The organism is Acutalibacter caecimuris (genome assembly GCF_034335085.1).
In the GTDB taxonomy this organism is placed as follows: Bacteria; Bacillota; Clostridia; order Oscillospirales; family Acutalibacteraceae; genus Acutalibacter; species Acutalibacter caecimuris.
The window spans coordinates 105,499-123,600 of the sequence record NZ_JAWXXJ010000008.1; the positions used below are offsets into that span (position 1 = coordinate 105,499).

The following is an 18,102-nucleotide window of genomic DNA, read 5'->3' on the forward strand; positions in this document are numbered from 1 at the left end:
CAAAAGAGCCCCCGGCCCGAAAGGGGCCGGGGGCTCTGCCGTGCCCGGACGGGGTCAGGGCCGGGGCGGGGCGCCCCCTGCCTTGGACAGGCGGAAGATGGCGCCCTTTTTGCCGGACACCAGAATGTCCCAGCGGCCGGACAGGGACAGGGCCGGGGTACCCGCCAGGGCGGCGGCCAGTTCCCGCTTGGCCGCGGTGAGCACCACGGCCCGGCCCCCCGGCTTGAGGGCCCCGGCAAACGCGGCCAGCATCAGCCGGTAAAATTCCCCCAGCTCCATGCCCACGTCCCCGTACAGCCCCCAGGGCGGGTCGGTGATGATGGCGTCCAGGGCCCCGTGCCCCAAAGTTTCCGGAAGGCGCAGGGCGTCCTGCCGGGCGACGGTGACGCCCTTGTACTTTTGCAGTTTTTGCCGGGCGGCCTCCAGGGGCCCGGTGGCCAGGTCGCCGGCGTACAGGCTGGCGTAGGGGAACCGGGCGCAGCGCTGGGCCGGGATGGCCCCGTAGCCGCAAAAGGGGTCCGCCACCCGGTCGGTGGGGCGGGGGTCCGTCAGCCAGCACAGCATATAGGCAAGCTCCGGGTGCAGTTCGCCGGGGTGCAGCAGCTTGTCATAGGCCCGGTGGCGGGTCAGGCGGCGCAGCAGGTAGGCCCGGCCGTCGTCCCGGACCAGGGCCCAGAACTCCCAGTCCGGCAGGCTGCGGTCCAGCCGGAGGCCGGTTTCGGCGGCTAACTTTTTCTCGGCGGCCTCTTTGGCCGGGCGGGACACCCCCACCAACTGGTTTTTGCAGGAAACCACCAGCCGGAAGCTGCGGCCCTTCCCCTCCTCCGGCCGGGCGGCGGGCCAGTCTGCCCGGGCGCTGGGCAGGGCCCGCAGGAACTTTTCCAGCCCGGCTTTGGTGGGGGCGGCGGGCGCGGACCAAATCACCCGGAAAAGGTTGTTGAAACAGGGCAGGCTGAGCCGACGGTAGGGCTGGCCGGCCTCAAACTCCACCGCGCCAGGGGACAGCGCCCGGACAGAACCCCCCGGCAGCCCCTGCCGGAGGATGGCCGCCACGATCTCCTCTGTGCCGGCGATAAAGGCGCCAAAATAGCGGTACATCACCAAAACGACCCCCTATCCCGCAAACCCAGGGTAAAAAAACCGGATGGGCTTGCTTTTTTTTTAAATTCGTATATAATAGAACTGTCACCCGGCCCGCTGCCCGGCTGTTTTGTGCGGTATGCCGGGGTACGGGGAAAGGAGCCTGCGCGCCGTGAAAAAGATCCAGGAATCTGCGGAAAACTACCTTGAAACCATCTTGATCCTCCACCAGCGTACCGGGGCGGTGCGCTCCATTGACATTGCCGCCGAGATGGAGTTCAGCAAGCCCAGCGTCAGCGTGGCCATGAAACACCTGCGGGAGCGCAACTGCATTGTGGTGGACCCGGAGGGGTTCATCACCCTGACGGAGGAGGGCAGGCGGATTGCCGAAAGCGTGTACGAGCGGCATTTGCTGTTCACCCGCTGGCTGACCAGCCTGGGCGTGCCCCCTCAACTGGCCGCCGAGGACGCCTGCCGGATGGAGCACGTGGTCAGCGAGGACACGTTCCGGGCCATACAAAGGCACGTGGACGGGGGCTGACTGTTGCCATTATACCCTTTTGCCCGCCGGATTGCAAGCCAAGGGGCGGGTTTTTTAACCTGGGATACCCAGAGGGTTTCTGTTTTTATAAAATTATTCTTAGGAGGTTATCGATTTGAAGAAGGTTCTTTCCATTGTACTGGCCCTTTGTATGCTGCTGGCCGTGGTGCCGGTAGGGGCCCTGGCCGCCGGGGAAGCCCCCAGCCAGGAGGAGGCCCGGTCGCGGATTATGGCGCTGGAGGGCCAGTACCCCACCGGCACGCCCTGGTCCAATGCCGATTCTTACCAGGCCAAGGGCCTGTGGGACGGCAAAAACATAACCGGCTACGGCTGCGCGGCTTTCGCCTTTATCCTAAGCGACGCGGCTTTTGACAGCCTGCCCGCCCGGAAGGTCGCCCCCGTAAGCTTTGCGGACGTGCGCATCGGGGACGTGCTGCGGCTGGAAGGGGACGCCCACAGTGTGGTTGTAACCGGCAAGGCGGCGGACAGCGTGACCATTGCCGAAGGGAACATGACCATGTGGGGTATGTGGGATAACCAGTCTGTTATTTACTGGGGACGTACCCTGAGCCAGGAGGAGGTAGAGGCCTCTACATACCTGTTCACCCGCTACCCGGAAGGGGCGGGCGGGGACGAACCGGCGCCGGAGGTGCTCTCCGGCCAGGTGGGCGCCCAGGGGGACAATGTTACCTGGACCCTGGACGGGGACGGCCTGCTGACCATACGGGGCACCGGGGATATGCAGGACTACCCCAACGCCGTACACCCCTGGTACAGTTTCCCGGAAAAGGTGAAGAAGGTGGTCATTGAAGAGGGCGTTACCTCCATTGGCAACCGGGGCTTTTACGGCTGCGAAATGACGGAGATCAGCCTGCCCTCTACCCTGACCAGTTTGGGCGAGGGTACCTTTGTAGGGTGCAACAAGCTGGTTTCCGTTACCATACCCGGCAGCGTAAAGCAGGTGGACGAAAGCGCTTTTTCATACTGCGCGGGGCTGGAACAGGTTGTCCTGGAGGAGGGCGTCACCTCTTTGGATAAATTCGCCTTCAGCCACTGCACCAGCCTTACCAAGGTCAGCCTGCCCTCTACCCTGACCACCATTGGCCAGCAGGCTTTTGAATACGCCGAGAACCTGGCGTCCATCTCGATCCCCAGCAGCGTGACCACCATTGGCACGGCCGCGTTCTGCTATCTGCCCAAGCTGCGCGCCGTCACCCTGCCCGCCGGGCTGCGGGAGCTGGGCTGGGCCGCTTTCCAGGGCACCGGGCTGGAGGAAATCACCCTGCCGGAGGGCATTACCCGCATCCAGAAGCAGACCTTTAACGGCTGCACAAGCCTGAAAAAGGTCCATATCCCCCAAAGCGTGACCAGTATAGAAACCGCCGCCTTTTCTGACTGCCCCTTGACCGGCGTGTACTACGCCGGCACCCAGGACCAGTGGGAGCGGGTCAGCATCAGCGACGACTACGGCTACAACCAGACCCTGCATGACGCGCCCAAGCACTTTGGCAGCGCGCCGGCAACGCCTTCCCCCACCCCCACTTCTACTCCTACGCCTACGCCGACGCCCACCCCGGACCCGGACACCGGCTTTACCGACCTGACCGCCAACTGGTATAAGCCCGCAGTGAAGTACGTGGTGGCACACGGCCTGATGAGCGGGGAAGGGGGCGGCAAGTTTAACCCCAACGGCAAAACCACCCGTGGGCAGATTGTTACGGTGCTGTACAACCTGGAAAACAAGCCGGCTGTTTCCGGGGGCAAGGACTTTACCGATGTGACCAACCCCGGCGCCTATTACTATAACCCGGTACAGTGGGCCTCGGCCAACGGGATCGTCAGCGGGTATGAGGACGGGCGGTTTATGCCTGGCAGCTCCATCAGCCGGCAGGACCTGGCGGCTATCCTGTACCGCTACGCCCAGTATAAGGGCTACGATGTAACCGCCAGCGGCGACCTGTCCGCTTTCCCGGACGGCGGCAAGGTGCAAAGCTATGCCAAAGCCCCCATGCAGTGGGCGGTAGGCAACAAGCTGGTCAACGGCTCAGACGGCCAGCTTTTGCCCCGTGGCACCGCCTCCCGGGCGCAGATGGCACAGATCCTGATGACCTTCTGCCAGAACGTGGCCGGGCTGGAATAAAGCCGGCCGTGCGCATACCATAAAAAAGGGCCATCGCCCGCCTCCTGGCCAACAGGGAGGCGGGCGATGGCTTTTCCGTGTATTTTCTCTGTTTTGTGTGCTTTCCGTTTTCGTGTTGGCCCTCATTTCAGCGATTCATATTTCTTTTTGGTGGCCATGCCCCCGCGGATGTGCCGCTGGGCCTTATTGACCGCCAACACGTTCTTTACGTCCCTGTATAGCCCCCGGTCTATGTACTTCAGGCGTTGGGAAACGTCTTTATGTATGGTTGTCCGCAATCACTACGGTTTCTTCCAGACCTAAATCGCCTAGAAGCCGCAGGTAGATGTCCACGTTGCCGTCCTTGTCCACCTCGATTTTCTGGATCAGCCGCTTGAGCTGAGCGTTGGTCATGGAGCGCACATCGGTGATGTCCTCGATGGTCTTGAAGGTGTTTTGCAAGATGCTTTCCAACTGGTCGCCTTTGGTGATATTGTAGCCGACGATTTTCAACTCGTTTTCGATGCGCTTGATTTCCTTCTTTGAGCCGCCTATCTTCTCGTTCAGCTCCTCCCGGCTGATAAGGTCGTCGGTGTACATATCCATGTATTTCTGGCGGGTCTTTTGCAACTTGTCAAGCTGGGCGGTCAATTCTTTTTCATACTCCTGGTTATCATCCTTAGCGCGGTAAACCCGCTGGAACTCCTTGACAACATAGGGGATGATATTTTTCTTTTGCTTTAATATCCCGGCGAAATACTCTTGCAGGGTGTCTATCAATTCGTCCTCGTCCACGGTGACGGCGTTGGGGCAGCTATCCGCGCCTCGCCCGGTGTGGCCGGAGCAGACCCAGCGCACATAGGTGTTTTTGTAGGTGCGCACGGTGCGGTAGAAGGACCAGCCGCACTCCTTGCACTTGATGAGGGTGGAGAACAGGTGCTTGTTGCTCTGGCGCTGGTGGTCGGTGCGGAAAGTCTTGTGGCGGGAGTCTAAGATTTCTTGGGCATACTGGAAAGTCTTGGGAGAGATGATTTGCAGCTCGGGACGATCCACCACGATCCAGTCATCCTCAGGCTTGTCCGCTCGCTGGCCGGTGAGGAAGTCGGAAACTTCCTGCTTGCCGTTGATGATTTTGCCGGTGTACAGCTCGTTGGTGATGATGCGGCAGATGGCGTTCTGGCTCCAGGAGCAGTTGCGCTTGGTGCGCAGGCCGCGCTCGTTGAGGGTGTTGGCGATTTTCGCCGCGCCCGCCCCTTCCTCAGTGTACATATGGAAGATTTGGCGGACAATGTCAGCCTCTGTTGGGTTAATTGCCAGATTAAAATAGTCCCCAGCGGTCTTATCATAGCCGTAGACGATGTTGGGGACCCGGCCTTTTTCAGCATTCATCTTCTTGCCGAACTTTACCCGCTTGGAGGTGTTGGCGCTCTCCTCTTGGGCCAGCGCGCCGAAGATAGTTAGCACGAACTCGCTGTTGCCCATGCTGGTCATGTTGGCAGTGAGGAACTGGGTCTCGATGCCCAGGGCTTTCAGCCTGCGGACGCTTTGGAGAAGGTCCACAGTGTTTCGGGCAAAGCGGCTGATGTCCTTAACCACTACCATGTCGAACAGATGGTGCTCGGCATCCGCCATCATCCGCAGGAACTCCTTGCGGTTCTTGATCTTTGTGCCGGAGATGCCCTCGTCGGCGTAGAGGCGCACAAGCACGTCGCCGGTGCGGCTGGTGTATTCGGAGAAAAACTCTTTCTGGGCCTCAAGGCTGTTGAGCTGGTCCTCCTTGTCAGTGGAGACACGGCAGTAGGCGGCTATATTCACGAGGTACCTCACTAATTGATTTAAGACTTCTTGTTACTACTGAGTTTACCACACTTCTTTCGAGAAAGCAACAAAAAATTGGCGGGGCCGGTTCGGCTCCGCCATATAGGTTAGGTATTTGTTTCAATAATCGATTTCAACTCTTTGTGGAGCATGGGAATGTCAACTGACACAGTATCCCACACGATCTGCATATTGACTCCGGAATAGCCGTGAACGATGCGGTTGCGCATACCGTATATCTGCTGCCAGGGGATGGTTTTAATCTGCGCCTTTGCCTCGTCGCTCAGAGATTCCTTTGCAAGCTCGCCGATTTGCATCAGGTTGAAGACGGTAGCCTCCAAGCGCATGGCGTCGGATGAAAAATCTTCCAGCGTACGGCAATCGGCACAGTAGCGCATAATGCTTTCGATATGCCGAAGGATTTTTCTCAGCACCGCAAGATCCTTACTGCCCATAAATCGGCACCCCTGTCTGCCGTATCTCTGCATCAATTTGAGAGCCCTCCTCGATTTGTGAAACATCGATAAGGTCAACCGGTACGCTCAGTGTGGATGAAACACCTTCCAACAGGCCAAAGAACGCCAGCCCGCGCAGGCCGCTGTCAACCAGAATGTCCACGTCACTGCGGGGAGTGGCCTGTCCCTTTGCGTAGGAGCCGAACAGCACCGCTCGCCGCACGCCATAGCCAGCGAAAACCGGCTGGAGGATATTTTCGATTTCGTGGATGGAATAAACCTTTTGCATAAGGCCGCCCCCTTTCAAGACTATTGTACCGCATTGGCGGAAAAATAGCAAGAGAAAATCACATTGCCCTGGTAATGGCTTCATGTTCCGTTTCTTCCCCGGCCTGAACTTCTTGCGCCGCCTGTTGGACAGCGTTTTCGACCTTTGGGCGGTTCGATTCGAGGAAAACCTTTAGTATGTAGTTGGCCGTTTGGCTGTCGGGGTTGGGATTATGAAAACGGTAATTCAGCTTTTTTTTACTCAAATTGTTTGCCAGGCCTCCTTTGGATTCAGTTTCTCGATGTGAATATATATGAAAAGCGGCCCGGTGATAGCACCGAACCGCTGGGGTAAATTAATTGGAGTTGGGTATTATGCCGGCTGTCAGGCCAATGATTGCTTCCAATAGGCGGTCTTTGTCGTCAAAAATTCAGCAAATGCGTTCTCTCCATCGCAGGAAATGCCACTGACCATGCGCTGGCCGGTGGCATCATCCGCAACCTTTTTCTCCTGCAAGCAGTAGGAAATCACGCCTTTCATGGCACAAATTGATTGGCGGCTCTCCTGGGTAAATTTTACGGTTGCCATTACCGCCCTCCCGCAATGCGCAGGAGCTGTTCGTAGAGCATCCGTTGACCCTGTATGACATCCGAAAAGTCAGCGGAGTGGAACGCTCCCGCATTGATTTTCATGGTGATTTGGTTGATGTTGTTGCCGATGCGTTTCAGCTCAATCAGCAGAGGCTTGATGTTCTCGGCAACGTGAATCTCCGTGCGCAACGATGTTGCAACGAAAAAATCTGTAACGCTGAGTTGAGCCTTCTTTGCTTTCTTTTGAATCATTTCTTTCTCTGTTTTTGTCAGACGAATCGTCAGAGTTTCTGCTCGTTTTCTGTTGTTCTGCATACCTTTCTAAAGTGGGTACGGGCTTCTGCCCGGTTCTTTTGTGCGGGGCGGACAGCCACGCGCTCTGCTTGCCCCAGCGGGAGGCCCTTACGGCCCTCCCCTGCCGGGAAATCCGGCCCCTTTGAACCTTGCCGCGAAACGGGGCCAGAATTGCCCCAAAACGCCCTTCTCAGGGCCTGGTGGTGGAGACGTACCCGACTGCCGCCGCAAAACGCCAACACGGGCCTGCTGTGGCCTCACAGGGGCGCAAGGGTCGAAAGTAGCGGCTCACGCTGAATGGGCGTTTTCCCTAGAGAATACAGGGAGTTCAGCATTGTAAGGGTCGCAAGGGACGGTAAATCCGGCACCACTCAAAGTTGCGTCACTTGCGGCACTTACGTCCTTTGCAGAGACAAAGAAGACTTGCACCAGCCGCTGTCCATTACTTTTGCGGCTTTGGAAGAACACACCCTTTCCCGGCTGAAACCTCATGTCCTGTAGGGTTTCGCCGTCGATGACGGTAAGCTTTTCGATGGGTTTGGGCATACACATCAGTCCTTTCGGTAAAATAGAAACGCTCCCAGCTTGAAAAAGTGGGAGCAGTATTCATATTGCAAACCGGAAAGGACTCTGGTATAATTTGGGCAAGAGGTGACTGCCGTGCCACAGGTCAGGTATAAAATCTACTCACTTTCTGCTAGCGCCCTCATGGCCTATGCTCAGGGAGGTGCGGAGAGCGGCTATGCCTTTACTCTAAATGCTAAAGCAACGGAGAAGTGCAAGGTACTTTCCTCGCTTCATGAGCAACAGGACTGCGCGCTGCTCTTTCAGACTATGTGTGTTCTGCGTGGAGACAACTACCAGCTACCGATGGAGGACACGCTCATCAGCGACCTGTCGGACGTGATTTGCTACGTAGATTTCAGCAATATCTTCGACCGGAATGCCGCGCAGAACCGTCATGCCGTTCGACAGAAGAAAGCAGAGAGTATGTTCCGGCCAGAGGGCATCGTGCTGGATTTTGGCGCTGGACCCTGTCGGTATCTGGCTTTCGAGCGCTCCAACAGCATGAGCCGCAAGGCGCAGATCTCTTTCGTGCGAGAGGACATTTACGAGCCGCTGCGCCGGAGGATCATGCTGGATATGAAGATTGGTTCTTGCCAGTTGAGCAAACTGTACGCCTATAATTGACTGATGCTCTCCGGCGGAACAAGGTTAGGGCTTGTTTGAAAATAGAGGAAATGACGAATTTTTGGCCAGAAGGGGACAATTTCAAGGAGAAAACCGCAAGGCAATCTCGCGATTGACGAGGATTTTCGACGTAGAAAGTGGCCTCTTATGGCAAAAAAGACGGCGTTTCCGATTTTTCAAACAAGCCCTAGATGGGATTGAAATTGATAAGCCCCATCGGGTGATTGTGATCGACAATGAAGAATCCAGTGTGTGGAACGTGCCAGTCATCACCGTCATTGATAAGTTCATGCCCCTGTTTCCAGCTTTTTGGCGGCAGGGACCGAGTCAAGAAAAAACGAGAACCTTTGATCAATTCAAAACGCTTTATAAAAGCATTATCGCTGGGAATCACAGGCTTTTGAGAGGTATGCATAAATAAAATGAACTGGCATTATATATCAATACGCCAGTTCATTTCTAATTTACACGTACCGGATAGTAATTGGATGTATTGTGCTTACATAGCATTTTCCGCTTGTGAAAATAACATATCACATTATTTAGTAATTCCTGCCACGCTATATGGGAAGGCCATTTCACTCCATAACCCACAATAGAAGTTCTGTTTTGCTATCAGATAGCCTCGGCTTTATCCAAAAAGAAGAGCGCAGACCGGGTGTCCGCCGCGATCCGTCCAGGCACACGGTAGGAACAACCCAGGTCCCAGCCGTGAAGCTCAGCCAGGATTGTACACAGTTTATAGCTGGATATTTCCAGCGGCCGCTTGCCATCATATACTTCCCGTGGGATCATATGCGAGGTAAAACCCCTTTTGCCATAAGGCTGGATCAGCAGGATCCGCCCATCCTTGGAGATAAGAAAGCGGATCCGTTCAGGACTGCCCATAGAGCGAAGGGCTTCCACAAAAATATGGATTCGGTTCGCTTTCAAATAAAAAGAGATGTATACGCCATTCATTTTGCCGTCTTTTTCTCTTTGGCCTTCCACTGCTCAGGGGCGCTGAAATCAAAGAGGAGCATGATCTTGTTTTCCACTGTCACAACGTGTCCCACGGCCCTGTAGACCCAGCTGGTATCCCAGCCCCATATCTCATAGATTTGTGAGGAGAACCGGACGGATTCCATGCGTCTTGGTGCGTACTCTTTAATGTTTTTGCGCCATATTATGCTGTCCTTGTCTTTGACGGTCACCGGGACGGCCAAAAGGCTTTTCTTCTGTGGATGTACCTCCAGGCGGATGCGCTCACAGCAGTTCAACGCGGTCAGCGCCAGCCTGTTGAAGGTTATCCCCGAACTCCAAATGGTGCAGGACGGCGAAGCACAACTGCTGACACGGGAGAAAAGCTCCCCGCTGACTACTTGAAACCCCTCGATTGAAATCGGCTCTACTTCGGACTGGAATTGATTCATATTCATTTGCTCCCCTCCTAAACGCGGTCCGTGGTAATATATCCATCCGCAAGGTTGATTTTATAGCTGTCTTCATGCCGTTCTGCCGGGATGCCGAAATACTCCCGCCACTCGCCGGGAAGATAGGACTTTCCCCCTTTTCCTCCCACAAACAGTTCAAAGTCGGTCAGCTTGAATAGAAACAGCACTTCCTTTTGATAGACGGCGGGATTCCCCATGATCTTATACCTGTACTCACTGTCCCAGCCCATCAGGTCGAATATTTTGGCGGCAAATATCCTGCAAAGCATATCCCGGTTCACAAGCTCCTTATCCCCGCCGCCTTTCGCCCAACGCAGGGCGTCCGGCGTTTCGGGCGGACAGGGCCGGATGATCAGCCGCTTTTGCTCCGGATGTATCAGCAACTGTATGTGCGTTACCCCCGGAAACCGCCTGAGACAGGACATATTGAAACGGATGCGCGCCGGCCAGATGGTGAGCGCTGGTTCGCGGGTATGGGAGAACAGTTCCGCTTTTGTGACCTGGAACCCCGCCAGGTCCGGTACGATCTCTTCTTCCCCGTCAAGCATTGTTTGGCAGAATATCTGGTCCAGCTTATCCTGTGCCGGCATTTCCAACACCATCCTTCTTTTTGAGTTTGTCCGCCAACGCTTGAAGCTCGCAGCCGGTGGGCGTTCTATATTGCTCGACCCCCGGGGCAGGCACGCTGGGCCTGTCCGCTTGCCACGCTGCGCTTTGTCCCATATAAAAGATGCCGTTCTCGCGGATGTGGTCATAGAACTCATCGCCAAAGCTGTATTCCCAGGCTTCCGGGTATAGCTCAGCGCGCCGCAAGCGGGCTCCGCTGGTTGGAGACAGCGGCACGGCAGACACCGCGTCTTCCAAATTATAAACAATAATCTGCTTGTGCTCCCGCCGCACCCATGTCCCCCGGACCTTATATAAGTAATTCGGGTCCCACTCCATCATGCGAAAGAGGGCCGTGCCAAAATGCTGGCAGCGCAAAACTTTTGCATACAAGGGCATATCCCCATCAGGGCGCCATTTGATGCAGTGTACGGCCCCTTTGTCACAGGGCCGTATGGCGATCTTCCGCTGGGAAGGATGCAGGAGCAGCTGGATATGGCCCACATCGGAAAACGTCCTCATACAGAACAGGTTGAATATGATCTTGTCTATCCCGATCGTTACCGTCGGCCCCTCATATCGTGCCTGCGTAAACTGGCTCCTGACCACCTGATAGCCTTTGAGGTCGAACCGGGAAAAGGAACTTTTGAGCAGGCGGATCTCCCTGCGCGGTATGCTTACGCTGTTTGACAAGTCATAATACAGCCCGGGGTCGTCATTGATCCAATGGTGGTTAATGGGAACGAAACCGCGAAAGACACCGTCGTCTATCACATGGAGGGGAGGCATTCCGCCGCGCATACTGTGTTTCCTGTTTTCAAGGAGGGCCTGCGCCATCTCGAATTTTTCCCTTGTAATGATTGCTTCGTGTTGATCCCTGTAGTGATATTGATCCACGTCCTGGCGGTTCTTTTTGCGCTTGTGGTTAAACAGGTCGGAGGTAAAGGTCTTCCAGGTTAGGATATCGCCACAGTAGCGTTCGTTGGAAAGAATGTAGCCCACCGAACTGTTGCTCCAGCCGGTGTTTCCGGTTTTTGTCCCGCATCCAATATCCGTGAGAAAAGCGGCGATATCTGCCTGGGACCAGCCATACAGGTAAGCGTCAAAAATAAAGCGGACCACATTTGCCTCGGCCTTGTTGACGACCAGCGGGGCATACTTGATGTAGCGGCCAGCGGCGTCCCGCTGCCTGTCATAACCAAGCAGAGGAGGGGCCAGCAGCTGGCAGTCCTTGAACCGTTGGGACAGGGACCAGATCATGGCTTCCCGCTTTTTGACGGATTCCTCCTGGGCGAAGGAGGCAAGAAAGGTGAGCATAAATTCGGAACTTTCTTCGATGGTATTCAGATTATCCGTTTCAAAAAATACCCCCACCGGCGGATCAAGGTTCTTGAGCCTACGGACCAGAGAGATACAGTCCACCAGGTTCCTGGCAAAGCGGGAGACGCTTTTTGTTACAATCAGGTCATATTCTCCCTTTTCACAGGCGGCGATCATGTCGTTAAACGCCGTGCGGTTTTTCAGCGAGACCCCGGAGATCCCCTCATCGGCGTAAATATGCCGCAAACTCCAGTTGGGCCGCTGGTCTGCCATCTGGCGGTAGTGGGCCTGCTGAAGCTCAAAGGAAGACAGCTGCGCGTCGTTGTCGGTAGAAACGCGGCAATACGCGCATACACGGAAAAGCCGGTTCCTGAGAGTGGCTTTCGGTTTGGCGGGAATAAAGCGTTTCTCCCAGGTATCGTGATTCGGGGAACAGATGGGTTCAGGCATCGGGTATCCCCTCCTCCTGTAGCTGGCGAAGCTGTAGGTTCTTTTTCGACAGTGCGAAAGCAAGCTTATAGACCAGGGCTTTTTCCTCTCCGTTCAACGCAAGGGAGTCAAACCCGAGGGAATCCGTACGTCCCAAAAGATAGTCTGTGCTTACGCCAAACACATCTGCAATCCGCGAAAGCGTGTCCAACGAGGGCTGCCGGATGTTACTTTCGTAGGACGAGATGGTACTCCTGTCTACACCGATTAGGTTGGCTAGCTGGCTTTGGGCTAAATTTTTGGACTGCCGGAGATAACGGAACCGTTCTGGAAAGTCAAAGATCATTGCCTACACCACCTTGCTGATTATAAAGAATTATACCAGCAAACCTGTTACAGTGGGTAGCATCTGTGTGACAGTTTGTAGCGTTTGGGCTTTTGGGGCAGCTTTTTTGTTGATATTCGATTTAGCGGCAAACCTGTAAAAAACAAAAAAGTGAAATTTTCGGAATAAAAAAGGCCAGCGTACACTCCTGTACCTGTGTACACTGGCCTTTCCACTATTTTACTAGCCACAGAAACCGTTCTGTTTTGTCTCTTCCATATGTACGGTGCTTTTGCTGACGCCGAACTGCTTGGCGGCGCAACGGACGGTGGCTTTGTTTTCCACTATGTATTCCCCTAGCTTGGTAGCGCGGTCATCGATCACGTGATTTGACATATAGGGCACCTTCTTTCGGTGTTCTATATGTATGCGCCCCAGGGGGTGGATATGCTGGTGCAAGGGCGGGGAAAAACAGGGTTGCCCCCCTGCCCGGAGGTGTATAATAAAAGAAAAAGGGGTGTCCCTATGTACCGCGCTGTCCTGTTTGACATTGACAACACGCTTTTGCTGAAAAAGCCCTCGGTAGCGGAAATGGTTTTCCAAACGCTTTGCCCACGCCTGCCCGGCCTGGCTTTGGAGCAGGTTGAAATGGCCTATGCCCAAAGTGAGCAGTGGCAGGGGGAGCAGATCATGCGGGAAAACGAGAGCGGCGTTCGGATGGACGGCGAAACCTACCTGTACCATGTCTTTTTGGCCTATCAGGAGGGCCTGGGCCTGCCAGGGGAGATGTTCCCCGGCCCGGCGTCCACAAAACCGGGGCCCTGGCCGCTTTTCCGGGGGAGCCATGGGGAAAGGGCACCCATGCGCCCCCCTTTTGTTGTACAATAAACTCCTAGAAACCCAGATAGGAGGACAGGAAATGGCAGGGAATATTTATGGGTATGTGCGGGTATCTACCGCCGAGCAGAACCAGGAACGTCAGCTAAACGCCATGCGGGCGCTATCGGTGCCGGAGGAAAACATCTACTCGGACAAGCAGTCCGGCAAGGATTTTCAGCGGCCAAACTACCTGAAAATGGTCAAGCGGCTTCAGCGCGCCGATGTGCTGTACATAAAGAGCATCGACCGCCTGGGGCGCAACTACAAGGAGATTCTGGAGCAGTGGCGGATGCTGACCAAAGAGAAGGAAGTGGACCTGTGTGTGATCGATATGCCGCTGCTGGACACCCGCCGGGAACAGAACCTGCTGGGGTCGTTCATCAGCGACCTGGTGCTTCAGGTACTGTCCTTTGTAGCGGAGAACGAGCGCACCAATATCCGGCAGCGGCAGGCAGAGGGGATCGCCGCTGCCAAGGCCCGTGGCGTGCACTTTGGCAGGCCCCGCCGGGCTTTGCCGGCCAACTTCCACACCCTGCACCGGGCCTGGCGCCGCCGGGAAGTGACCCTGCACCAGGCAGCCCAGGCCTGCGGCCTGCCGGACACCACCTTCTATAACGCCGCGGTCCGGGCAGAGGCCGCCGAACAGCAGGGTGGCGCCCCGCCGGCCTAGCCCTACGGGCCCTTTGCCGGCGCCGCTGGGGGGGGGATCCGGGTGTGTCCATAAAGAAGATTTTATGACGAAATTTTGGCCTTCGGCGATTTAGGGGCTTTGCCCCTAAAAACCCCACCACCTTTGAAAAGGTGGACGAAACTTTTACTATTTGTTCGCTGGAGCCTCTTTTTTTAACTCTTCATTTTGGGCACACCCGAAAACCCCCGGCAGCTTGCATCCGCCCCACCAATATGGTATACTTTTGCCAATCATGTCCATAGGCCCTACACAGAAAGGAATGGACAGCCATGGAAAACGAAAAGAAAAAAGCCCTGCGGGCCCAGTACGACCAGCGGAAACCCGACATGGGTATTGTCTGCTGGCAAAACGGCGAAACCATGTGGATCGCTATCTCCAAAGACGCCAACGCGGACTATAACAGCAGCCTGTTCCAGTTGAAACTGGGCTCCTGGCCCAACCGCGAAATGCAAAAGGCCTACACCGAAAACCCAGAGGCCTTTCAGTGGTCCCTGCTGAAAAAGCTGGACTACCGGGAGCGGGACGAGGACCACAGCGACGATTTGGAGCTGCTGTTCCTGATGTGCCAGGAGGAGTACCCGGCGGCCCGGAAAATGCGCCCTGGCAAGCGGTAAGGCCCGTTTTGCCCTCTTCACCAGCCGCTTGGGTATCCGGGCGGCTGGTATGCTTTTATAGGCGCCCGGTGGGCCCTTCCCAACCGGGGAGGGCCCGGCCGGGGGAAACCAGGCAAAAAAATTCCGGGAGCCAACGGCTCCCGGAAAAAAGGTGGTGGGGATAACAGGACTCGAACCTGTGACCTCCTACGTGTGAAGCAGGCGCTCTAACCAGCTGAGCTATACCCCCTCGACCCTCTTAGTATAGCAGGTATGGGGGAAAAAGTCAAGCCCTATTTTGGCGGGGTTGCAAAAAATTTCCCGCCAGGCCCTCTCCAAAACCGCCCCCCAAGGGCCGGGTCAATCCAGCAGCCGGGCCAGCAGGGCGTTGCTGACCAAAAAACCCGCCGGGGTCAGGCTGAGGCTTTGGGGGGTAGGCCGCAAAAGGCCCGGCGGGCAGGCCCCTGCCCGGCCCAGCACCCGCCAAAACCCCGCCTCCCCGGCAGGGCCGAACCGGGCGCGGCAGTCCGCCAGGGTAAGGCCCCGGCAAAGGCGCAGGTTCAGCATGGCAAACTCTTCAAAGCCGCCGCCCGGGCCGTCGTCCACCGGCTGGCTGCCCGCCAGGAACCCTGCCAGGTCCCGCTCCCAGAAAAACCGCCGCCCGTCCCAAAAAGAATGGGCCCCCGGCCCCAGCCCCAGGTACTCCCGGCCCTGCCAGTAGGTCAGGTTGTGGCGGCTCTCCCGGCCCGGCAGGGCAAAGTTGCTGATCTCATACTGGGCGTAGCCCAGCCGGGCCAGCGCCTCCACACAGGCAAGGTACTGGCCCGCGGCCTCGTCCTCGCCGGGCAAGTCCAGCCGCCTGTGGGCAAAGGGCGTGCCCGGCTCCACCTTCAGCAGGTACGCGGAGATGTGCTGGGGACCCAGCCCCGCCGCAAAGGCGGCCGACCCCTCCAGGCTTTCCGGGCTGCTGCCGGGCAGGGCCAGCATCAGGTCCAGGGAGAGGTTCCCAAACCCCGCGGCCCGGGCCGCCTCCACCGCGGCCGCCACGTCCTCCGGGCTGTGCCGGCGGCCCAGCAGTTCCAGTTCCCTGGGATGGGCGGACTGCATCCCCAGGGAGAGCCGGTTAAAGCCCCCGGCCCGCAGCCCCCCAAAGAACCCCGCCTCCAGCCCGGTGGGGTTGGCCTCGCAGGTGATCTCCGCCCCGGGCGCCAGGGAAAACCGCCGGGCCACCTCCTCCAGCAAAGCGGAAAGCCGGCCCGCCCCCAGCAGGCTGGGGGTGCCGCCCCCCAAATACACCGTTTCCACCGGCCGGGGGCCCACCCGCTGCCCCCACTGGGTCAAAAGCGCCTGCATCCGCCGCATATACCCCTCTACCGCCCCCTCCGCCGGGGGCAGGGAGTAAAAGTCGCAATAGGGGCATTTCCCGGCGCAAAAGGGCACGTGTATATAAAGGGAAAGGGGCTCTGCCATACCGTCCCCCTTTACTCGTCCAGCTTAAGCACGGCCATAAAGGCCTCCTGGGGCACCTCCACCGTGCCCAGTTGGCGCATCCGCTTTTTGCCCTCTTTCTGCTTTTCCAGCAGCTTTTTCTTCCGGGTGATGTCCCCCCCGTAGCACTTGGCCAGCACGTCCTTGCGCAGGGCCTTCACCGTTTCGCGGGCGATGATCTTCCCCCCCACGCAAGCCTGTATGGGCACCTCAAACAGTTGGCGGGGGATCTTCTCCTTCAGCTTTTCCGTCATCTTCCGGGCCCTGGGGTAGGCCTTTTCGGCGTGGAGGATAAAGGAAAGGGCGTCCACGGTTTCCCCGTTCAATAGGATGTCCAGTTTCACCAGTTGAGAGTCCCGGTACCCCAACAGTTCATAGTCAAACGAGGCATACCCCCTGGTGCGGGACTTCAGGGCGTCAAAAAAGTCGTAGATGATCTCGTTGAGGGGCAGTTCATAGTGGATATCCACCCGGTCGGTGTCTATATATTTCATATCCATAAAGGTTCCCCTGCGCTCCTGGCACAGTTCCATAATATTGCCCACATAGTCCGCCGGGGCGTAGATATGGGCATTGGTAATGGGCTCCTGGGCGCTTTGGATGGTGGAGGGGTCCGGGTAGTTGGTGGGGTTGTCAATGGAAAGCTCCTCCCCGTTGGTGCAGGTGATCTTATACACCACGCTGGGCGCGGTGGTGATCAGGTCCAGGTTATACTCCCGCTCCAGCCGCTCCTGGATGATCTCCATGTGCAAAAGCCCCAAAAACCCGCAGCGGAACCCAAAGCCCAGCGCCACCGAGGTTTCCGGCTCAAAGGTCAGGGAGGCGTCGTTCAGTTGCAGCTTTTCCAAAGCGTCCCGCAGGTCGGTGTAGTGGGCGCCGTCCGCGGGGTAAATGCCGCAAAACACCATGGGCTGCACCGCCCGGTAGCCGGGCAGGGGCTCTTGGGCAGGGCGCCCCGCCAGGGTCACGGTGTCGCCCACCCTGGCCTGGCGCACGTCCTTAATGCTGGCGGCAATATAGCCCACCTCCCCGGCATACAGGGCCTCTGCCGGCTCCAGGGAGGTCGCCCGCAAAAACCCGCATTCCACCACCTGGAAGGTGCCCCCCGTGGCCATCATGCGGATGGTATCCCCCGGCCGCAGGGTGCCGTCCATCAGCCGCACATAGACAATGACCCCCCGGTAAGAGTCATAGTAAGAGTCAAACACCAGCGCCCGCAGGGGGGCGTCCTCGTCCCCTTGGGGGGCGGGTATGTCGCTGACAATGCGCTCCATCACCTCGTCGATATGCAGGCCGTTTTTGGCGCTGATCCGGGGGGCGTCCATAGCGGGTATGCCAATCACGTCCTCTATCTCATGGCAGGCCCGGTCCGGGTCCGCGCTAAGCAGGTCGATCTTGTTCACCACCGGCACAATCTCCAGCCCCGCGTCCACAGCCAGGTAGGTGTTGGCCAGGGTCTGGGCCTCAATGCCCTGGGAGGCGTCCACCACCAGCACGGCCCCCTCGCAGGCGGCCAAAGAGCGGGACACCTCATAGTTAAAGTCCACATGGCCGGGGGTGTCGATCAGGTTAAACACATAGTCCTCCCCGTCCCTGGCCGTATACACCAGCGTCACCGCGTGGGCCTTAATGGTAATCCCCCGCTCCCGCTCCAGGTCCATGTTGTCCAAAAGCTGGTTTTCCATCTCCCTAAGGGGCACAGCCTTGGTCTGCTCCAAGATACGGTCGGCAAGGGTGCTTTTGCCGTGGTCAATATGGGCCACAATGCTGAAATTCCTGATCTTACTTCTGTCCATAAAGGGCCTCCTCACAAAGCGGGGAATGGTTATCATACTAACATAAAGGGCAGCGCCCACCGCCAAACAGACGGGCCCAGGCTTGGGGGGTGGGGTTTTCTTATTTTATACTATTATACCGGCTTTTGTCAACCGCCCCAGCCAAATGGGGTGTGTCCAAAAGGAGAGTTTATGACGAAATTTTGG

General features: G+C 57.2%; 24 protein-coding genes and 1 tRNA gene. 7 read left to right on the forward strand and 18 right to left on the reverse strand.

Annotated features, from left to right (window positions below):
- Positions 1 to 54 precede the first annotated feature (54 nt).
- Positions 55 to 1,098 (reverse strand): methyltransferase, encoded by a 1,044-nt coding sequence (locus U8U01_RS06365; protein WP_322172729.1) that lies wholly within the window; start codon positions 1,096 to 1,098, stop codon positions 55 to 57.
- Positions 1,099 to 1,252: 154 nt separating this feature from the next.
- On the opposite strand from U8U01_RS06365, the gene U8U01_RS06370 reads away from it, so the two are divergent.
- Both U8U01_RS06370 and U8U01_RS06375 read left to right on the forward strand, forming a co-directional pair.
- On the forward strand, positions 1,253 to 1,621 hold the full coding sequence (locus tag U8U01_RS06370) for a metal-dependent transcriptional regulator (protein WP_322172657.1): 369 nt from the start codon (positions 1,253 to 1,255) through the stop codon (positions 1,619 to 1,621).
- A gap of 115 nt (positions 1,622 to 1,736) precedes the next feature.
- Complete coding sequence (locus U8U01_RS06375) at positions 1,737 to 3,761, forward strand: leucine-rich repeat protein (RefSeq protein ID WP_322172659.1); 2,025 nt, start codon at positions 1,737 to 1,739, stop codon at positions 3,759 to 3,761.
- A 122-nt stretch (positions 3,762 to 3,883) separates the two neighbouring features.
- Here U8U01_RS06375 and U8U01_RS06380 read toward each other — a convergent pair whose 3' ends face one another.
- The 8 genes from U8U01_RS06380 to U8U01_RS06415 form a co-directional block, all read right to left on the reverse strand.
- Entirely contained in the window at positions 3,884 to 4,039 is a 156-nt protein-coding gene (locus U8U01_RS06380) for a sporulation transcriptional regulator SpoIIID (protein WP_322172661.1), read from the reverse strand.
- The gene (locus U8U01_RS06385; RefSeq protein ID WP_367575603.1) at positions 4,020 to 5,567 is read right to left on the reverse strand and encodes a recombinase family protein; all 1,548 of its coding nucleotides are present in this window, start codon (positions 5,565 to 5,567) and stop codon (positions 4,020 to 4,022) included. The genes U8U01_RS06380 and U8U01_RS06385 overlap by 20 nt, the downstream gene beginning before the upstream one ends.
- Before the next feature lie 98 nt (positions 5,568 to 5,665).
- Positions 5,666 to 6,013 carry a HepT-like ribonuclease domain-containing protein gene (locus U8U01_RS06390; RefSeq protein ID WP_322172662.1) on the reverse strand — a complete coding sequence of 116 codons (348 nt, stop codon included), beginning with the start codon at positions 6,011 to 6,013 and terminating at the stop codon, positions 5,666 to 5,668.
- Entirely contained in the window at positions 6,003 to 6,302 is a 300-nt protein-coding gene (locus U8U01_RS06395) for a nucleotidyltransferase family protein (RefSeq protein ID WP_322172664.1), read from the reverse strand. The genes U8U01_RS06390 and U8U01_RS06395 overlap by 11 nt, the downstream gene beginning before the upstream one ends.
- Before the next feature lie 58 nt (positions 6,303 to 6,360).
- Positions 6,361 to 6,546: a hypothetical protein gene (locus tag U8U01_RS06400; protein ID WP_166543242.1), complete on the reverse strand. Its 186-nt coding sequence runs from the start codon at positions 6,544 to 6,546 to the stop codon at positions 6,361 to 6,363.
- Between the two features lie 119 nt (positions 6,547 to 6,665).
- The gene (locus U8U01_RS06405) at positions 6,666 to 6,869 is read right to left on the reverse strand and encodes a hypothetical protein (RefSeq protein WP_322172665.1); all 204 of its coding nucleotides are present in this window, start codon (positions 6,867 to 6,869) and stop codon (positions 6,666 to 6,668) included.
- Positions 6,869 to 7,186 carry a plasmid mobilization protein gene (locus tag U8U01_RS06410; protein ID WP_322172666.1) on the reverse strand — a complete coding sequence of 106 codons (318 nt, stop codon included), beginning with the start codon at positions 7,184 to 7,186 and terminating at the stop codon, positions 6,869 to 6,871. Before U8U01_RS06410 ends, U8U01_RS06405 begins: the two co-directional genes overlap by 1 nt.
- 267 nt (positions 7,187 to 7,453) lie before the next feature.
- Entirely contained in the window at positions 7,454 to 7,711 is a 258-nt protein-coding gene (locus U8U01_RS06415) for a hypothetical protein (protein WP_322172668.1), read from the reverse strand.
- Positions 7,712 to 7,873: 162 nt separating this feature from the next.
- On the opposite strand from U8U01_RS06415, the gene U8U01_RS06420 reads away from it, so the two are divergent.
- Complete coding sequence (locus tag U8U01_RS06420; protein ID WP_322172670.1) at positions 7,874 to 8,356, forward strand: hypothetical protein; 483 nt, start codon at positions 7,874 to 7,876, stop codon at positions 8,354 to 8,356.
- Between the two features lie 31 nt (positions 8,357 to 8,387).
- Positions 8,388 to 8,777: a hypothetical protein gene (locus tag U8U01_RS06425; RefSeq protein ID WP_322172672.1), complete on the forward strand. Its 390-nt coding sequence runs from the start codon at positions 8,388 to 8,390 to the stop codon at positions 8,775 to 8,777.
- Positions 8,778 to 8,971: 194 nt separating this feature from the next.
- Here U8U01_RS06425 and U8U01_RS06430 read toward each other — a convergent pair whose 3' ends face one another.
- From U8U01_RS06430 to U8U01_RS06455, 6 genes are all read right to left on the reverse strand, one after another.
- Positions 8,972 to 9,316, reverse strand: coding sequence for a hypothetical protein (locus U8U01_RS06430; RefSeq protein WP_166543239.1), 345 nt, complete (start codon positions 9,314 to 9,316; stop codon positions 8,972 to 8,974).
- A complete protein-coding gene (locus U8U01_RS06435; RefSeq protein ID WP_161473127.1) occupies positions 9,313 to 9,774 on the reverse strand; it encodes a hypothetical protein in 462 nt (153 codons plus the stop codon). Before U8U01_RS06435 ends, U8U01_RS06430 begins: the two co-directional genes overlap by 4 nt.
- A gap of 11 nt (positions 9,775 to 9,785) precedes the next feature.
- Complete coding sequence (locus tag U8U01_RS06440) at positions 9,786 to 10,379, reverse strand: hypothetical protein (protein ID WP_322172674.1); 594 nt, start codon at positions 10,377 to 10,379, stop codon at positions 9,786 to 9,788.
- Positions 10,363 to 12,165 carry a recombinase family protein gene (locus tag U8U01_RS06445; RefSeq protein ID WP_322172676.1) on the reverse strand — a complete coding sequence of 601 codons (1,803 nt, stop codon included), beginning with the start codon at positions 12,163 to 12,165 and terminating at the stop codon, positions 10,363 to 10,365. Before U8U01_RS06445 ends, U8U01_RS06440 begins: the two co-directional genes overlap by 17 nt.
- A complete protein-coding gene (locus U8U01_RS06450) occupies positions 12,158 to 12,490 on the reverse strand; it encodes a helix-turn-helix domain-containing protein (protein WP_166543235.1) in 333 nt (110 codons plus the stop codon). The genes U8U01_RS06445 and U8U01_RS06450 overlap by 8 nt, the downstream gene beginning before the upstream one ends.
- A 222-nt stretch (positions 12,491 to 12,712) precedes the next feature.
- Positions 12,713 to 12,865, reverse strand: a complete 153-nt coding sequence (locus U8U01_RS06455; protein WP_496196408.1) for a sporulation transcriptional regulator SpoIIID — start codon at positions 12,863 to 12,865, stop codon at positions 12,713 to 12,715.
- A gap of 129 nt (positions 12,866 to 12,994) precedes the next feature.
- Here U8U01_RS06455 and U8U01_RS06460 point away from each other — a divergent pair, with 129 nt between their 5' ends.
- The 3 genes from U8U01_RS06460 to U8U01_RS06470 all read left to right on the forward strand — a co-directional run bounded on the left by U8U01_RS06460 (position 12,995) and on the right by U8U01_RS06470 (position 14,653).
- Positions 12,995 to 13,357, forward strand: coding sequence for an HAD family hydrolase (locus tag U8U01_RS06460; protein ID WP_322172678.1), 363 nt, complete (start codon positions 12,995 to 12,997; stop codon positions 13,355 to 13,357).
- A gap of 31 nt (positions 13,358 to 13,388) precedes the next feature.
- Complete coding sequence (locus tag U8U01_RS06465; RefSeq protein ID WP_322172680.1) at positions 13,389 to 14,018, forward strand: recombinase family protein; 630 nt, start codon at positions 13,389 to 13,391, stop codon at positions 14,016 to 14,018.
- A 290-nt stretch (positions 14,019 to 14,308) separates the two neighbouring features.
- A complete protein-coding gene (locus U8U01_RS06470) occupies positions 14,309 to 14,653 on the forward strand; it encodes a GIY-YIG nuclease family protein (RefSeq protein ID WP_322172682.1) in 345 nt (114 codons plus the stop codon).
- Between the two features lie 152 nt (positions 14,654 to 14,805).
- Here the strand turns inward: U8U01_RS06470 and U8U01_RS06475 are convergent.
- From U8U01_RS06475 to lepA, 3 genes are all read right to left on the reverse strand, one after another.
- Positions 14,806 to 14,882, reverse strand: a tRNA-Val gene (locus U8U01_RS06475).
- 110 nt (positions 14,883 to 14,992) lie between these two features.
- Positions 14,993 to 16,102 carry a radical SAM family heme chaperone HemW gene (hemW, locus tag U8U01_RS06480; RefSeq protein WP_322172683.1) on the reverse strand — a complete coding sequence of 370 codons (1,110 nt, stop codon included), beginning with the start codon at positions 16,100 to 16,102 and terminating at the stop codon, positions 14,993 to 14,995.
- Positions 16,103 to 16,113: 11 nt separating this feature from the next.
- Positions 16,114 to 17,916 (reverse strand): translation elongation factor 4, encoded by a 1,803-nt coding sequence (gene lepA, locus U8U01_RS06485; protein ID WP_322172684.1) that lies wholly within the window; start codon positions 17,914 to 17,916, stop codon positions 16,114 to 16,116.
- Positions 17,917 to 18,102 lie beyond the last annotated feature (186 nt).

Coding starts and splice junctions, on each gene's coding strand:
- U8U01_RS06365 (WP_322172729.1), bottom strand. CDS start 1,098: ATGTACCGCTATTTTGGCGCCTTTATCGCCGGCACAGAGGAGATCGTG.
- U8U01_RS06390 (WP_322172662.1), bottom strand. CDS start 6,013: ATGGGCAGTAAGGATCTTGCGGTGCTGAGAAAAATCCTTCGGCATATC.
- U8U01_RS06395 (WP_322172664.1), bottom strand. CDS start 6,302: ATGCAAAAGGTTTATTCCATCCACGAAATCGAAAATATCCTCCAGCCG.
- U8U01_RS06405 (WP_322172665.1), bottom strand. CDS start 6,869: ATGGCAACCGTAAAATTTACCCAGGAGAGCCGCCAATCAATTTGTGCC.
- U8U01_RS06410 (WP_322172666.1), bottom strand. CDS start 7,186: ATGCAGAACAACAGAAAACGAGCAGAAACTCTGACGATTCGTCTGACA.
- U8U01_RS06415 (WP_322172668.1), bottom strand. CDS start 7,711: ATGCCCAAACCCATCGAAAAGCTTACCGTCATCGACGGCGAAACCCTA.
- U8U01_RS06420 (WP_322172670.1), top strand. CDS start 7,874: ATGGCCTATGCTCAGGGAGGTGCGGAGAGCGGCTATGCCTTTACTCTA.
- U8U01_RS06430 (WP_166543239.1), bottom strand. CDS start 9,316: ATGAATGGCGTATACATCTCTTTTTATTTGAAAGCGAACCGAATCCAT.
- U8U01_RS06435 (WP_161473127.1), bottom strand. CDS start 9,774: ATGAATATGAATCAATTCCAGTCCGAAGTAGAGCCGATTTCAATCGAG.
- U8U01_RS06440 (WP_322172674.1), bottom strand. CDS start 10,379: ATGCCGGCACAGGATAAGCTGGACCAGATATTCTGCCAAACAATGCTT.
- U8U01_RS06445 (WP_322172676.1), bottom strand. CDS start 12,165: ATGCCTGAACCCATCTGTTCCCCGAATCACGATACCTGGGAGAAACGC.
- U8U01_RS06450 (WP_166543235.1), bottom strand. CDS start 12,490: ATGATCTTTGACTTTCCAGAACGGTTCCGTTATCTCCGGCAGTCCAAA.
- U8U01_RS06455 (WP_496196408.1), bottom strand. CDS start 12,865: ATGTCAAATCACGTGATCGATGACCGCGCTACCAAGCTAGGGGAATAC.
- U8U01_RS06460 (WP_322172678.1), top strand. CDS start 12,995: ATGTACCGCGCTGTCCTGTTTGACATTGACAACACGCTTTTGCTGAAA.
- U8U01_RS06465 (WP_322172680.1), top strand. CDS start 13,389: ATGGCAGGGAATATTTATGGGTATGTGCGGGTATCTACCGCCGAGCAG.
- U8U01_RS06470 (WP_322172682.1), top strand. CDS start 14,309: ATGGAAAACGAAAAGAAAAAAGCCCTGCGGGCCCAGTACGACCAGCGG.
- hemW (WP_322172683.1), bottom strand. CDS start 16,102: ATGGCAGAGCCCCTTTCCCTTTATATACACGTGCCCTTTTGCGCCGGG.
- lepA (WP_322172684.1), bottom strand. CDS start 17,916: ATGGACAGAAGTAAGATCAGGAATTTCAGCATTGTGGCCCATATTGAC.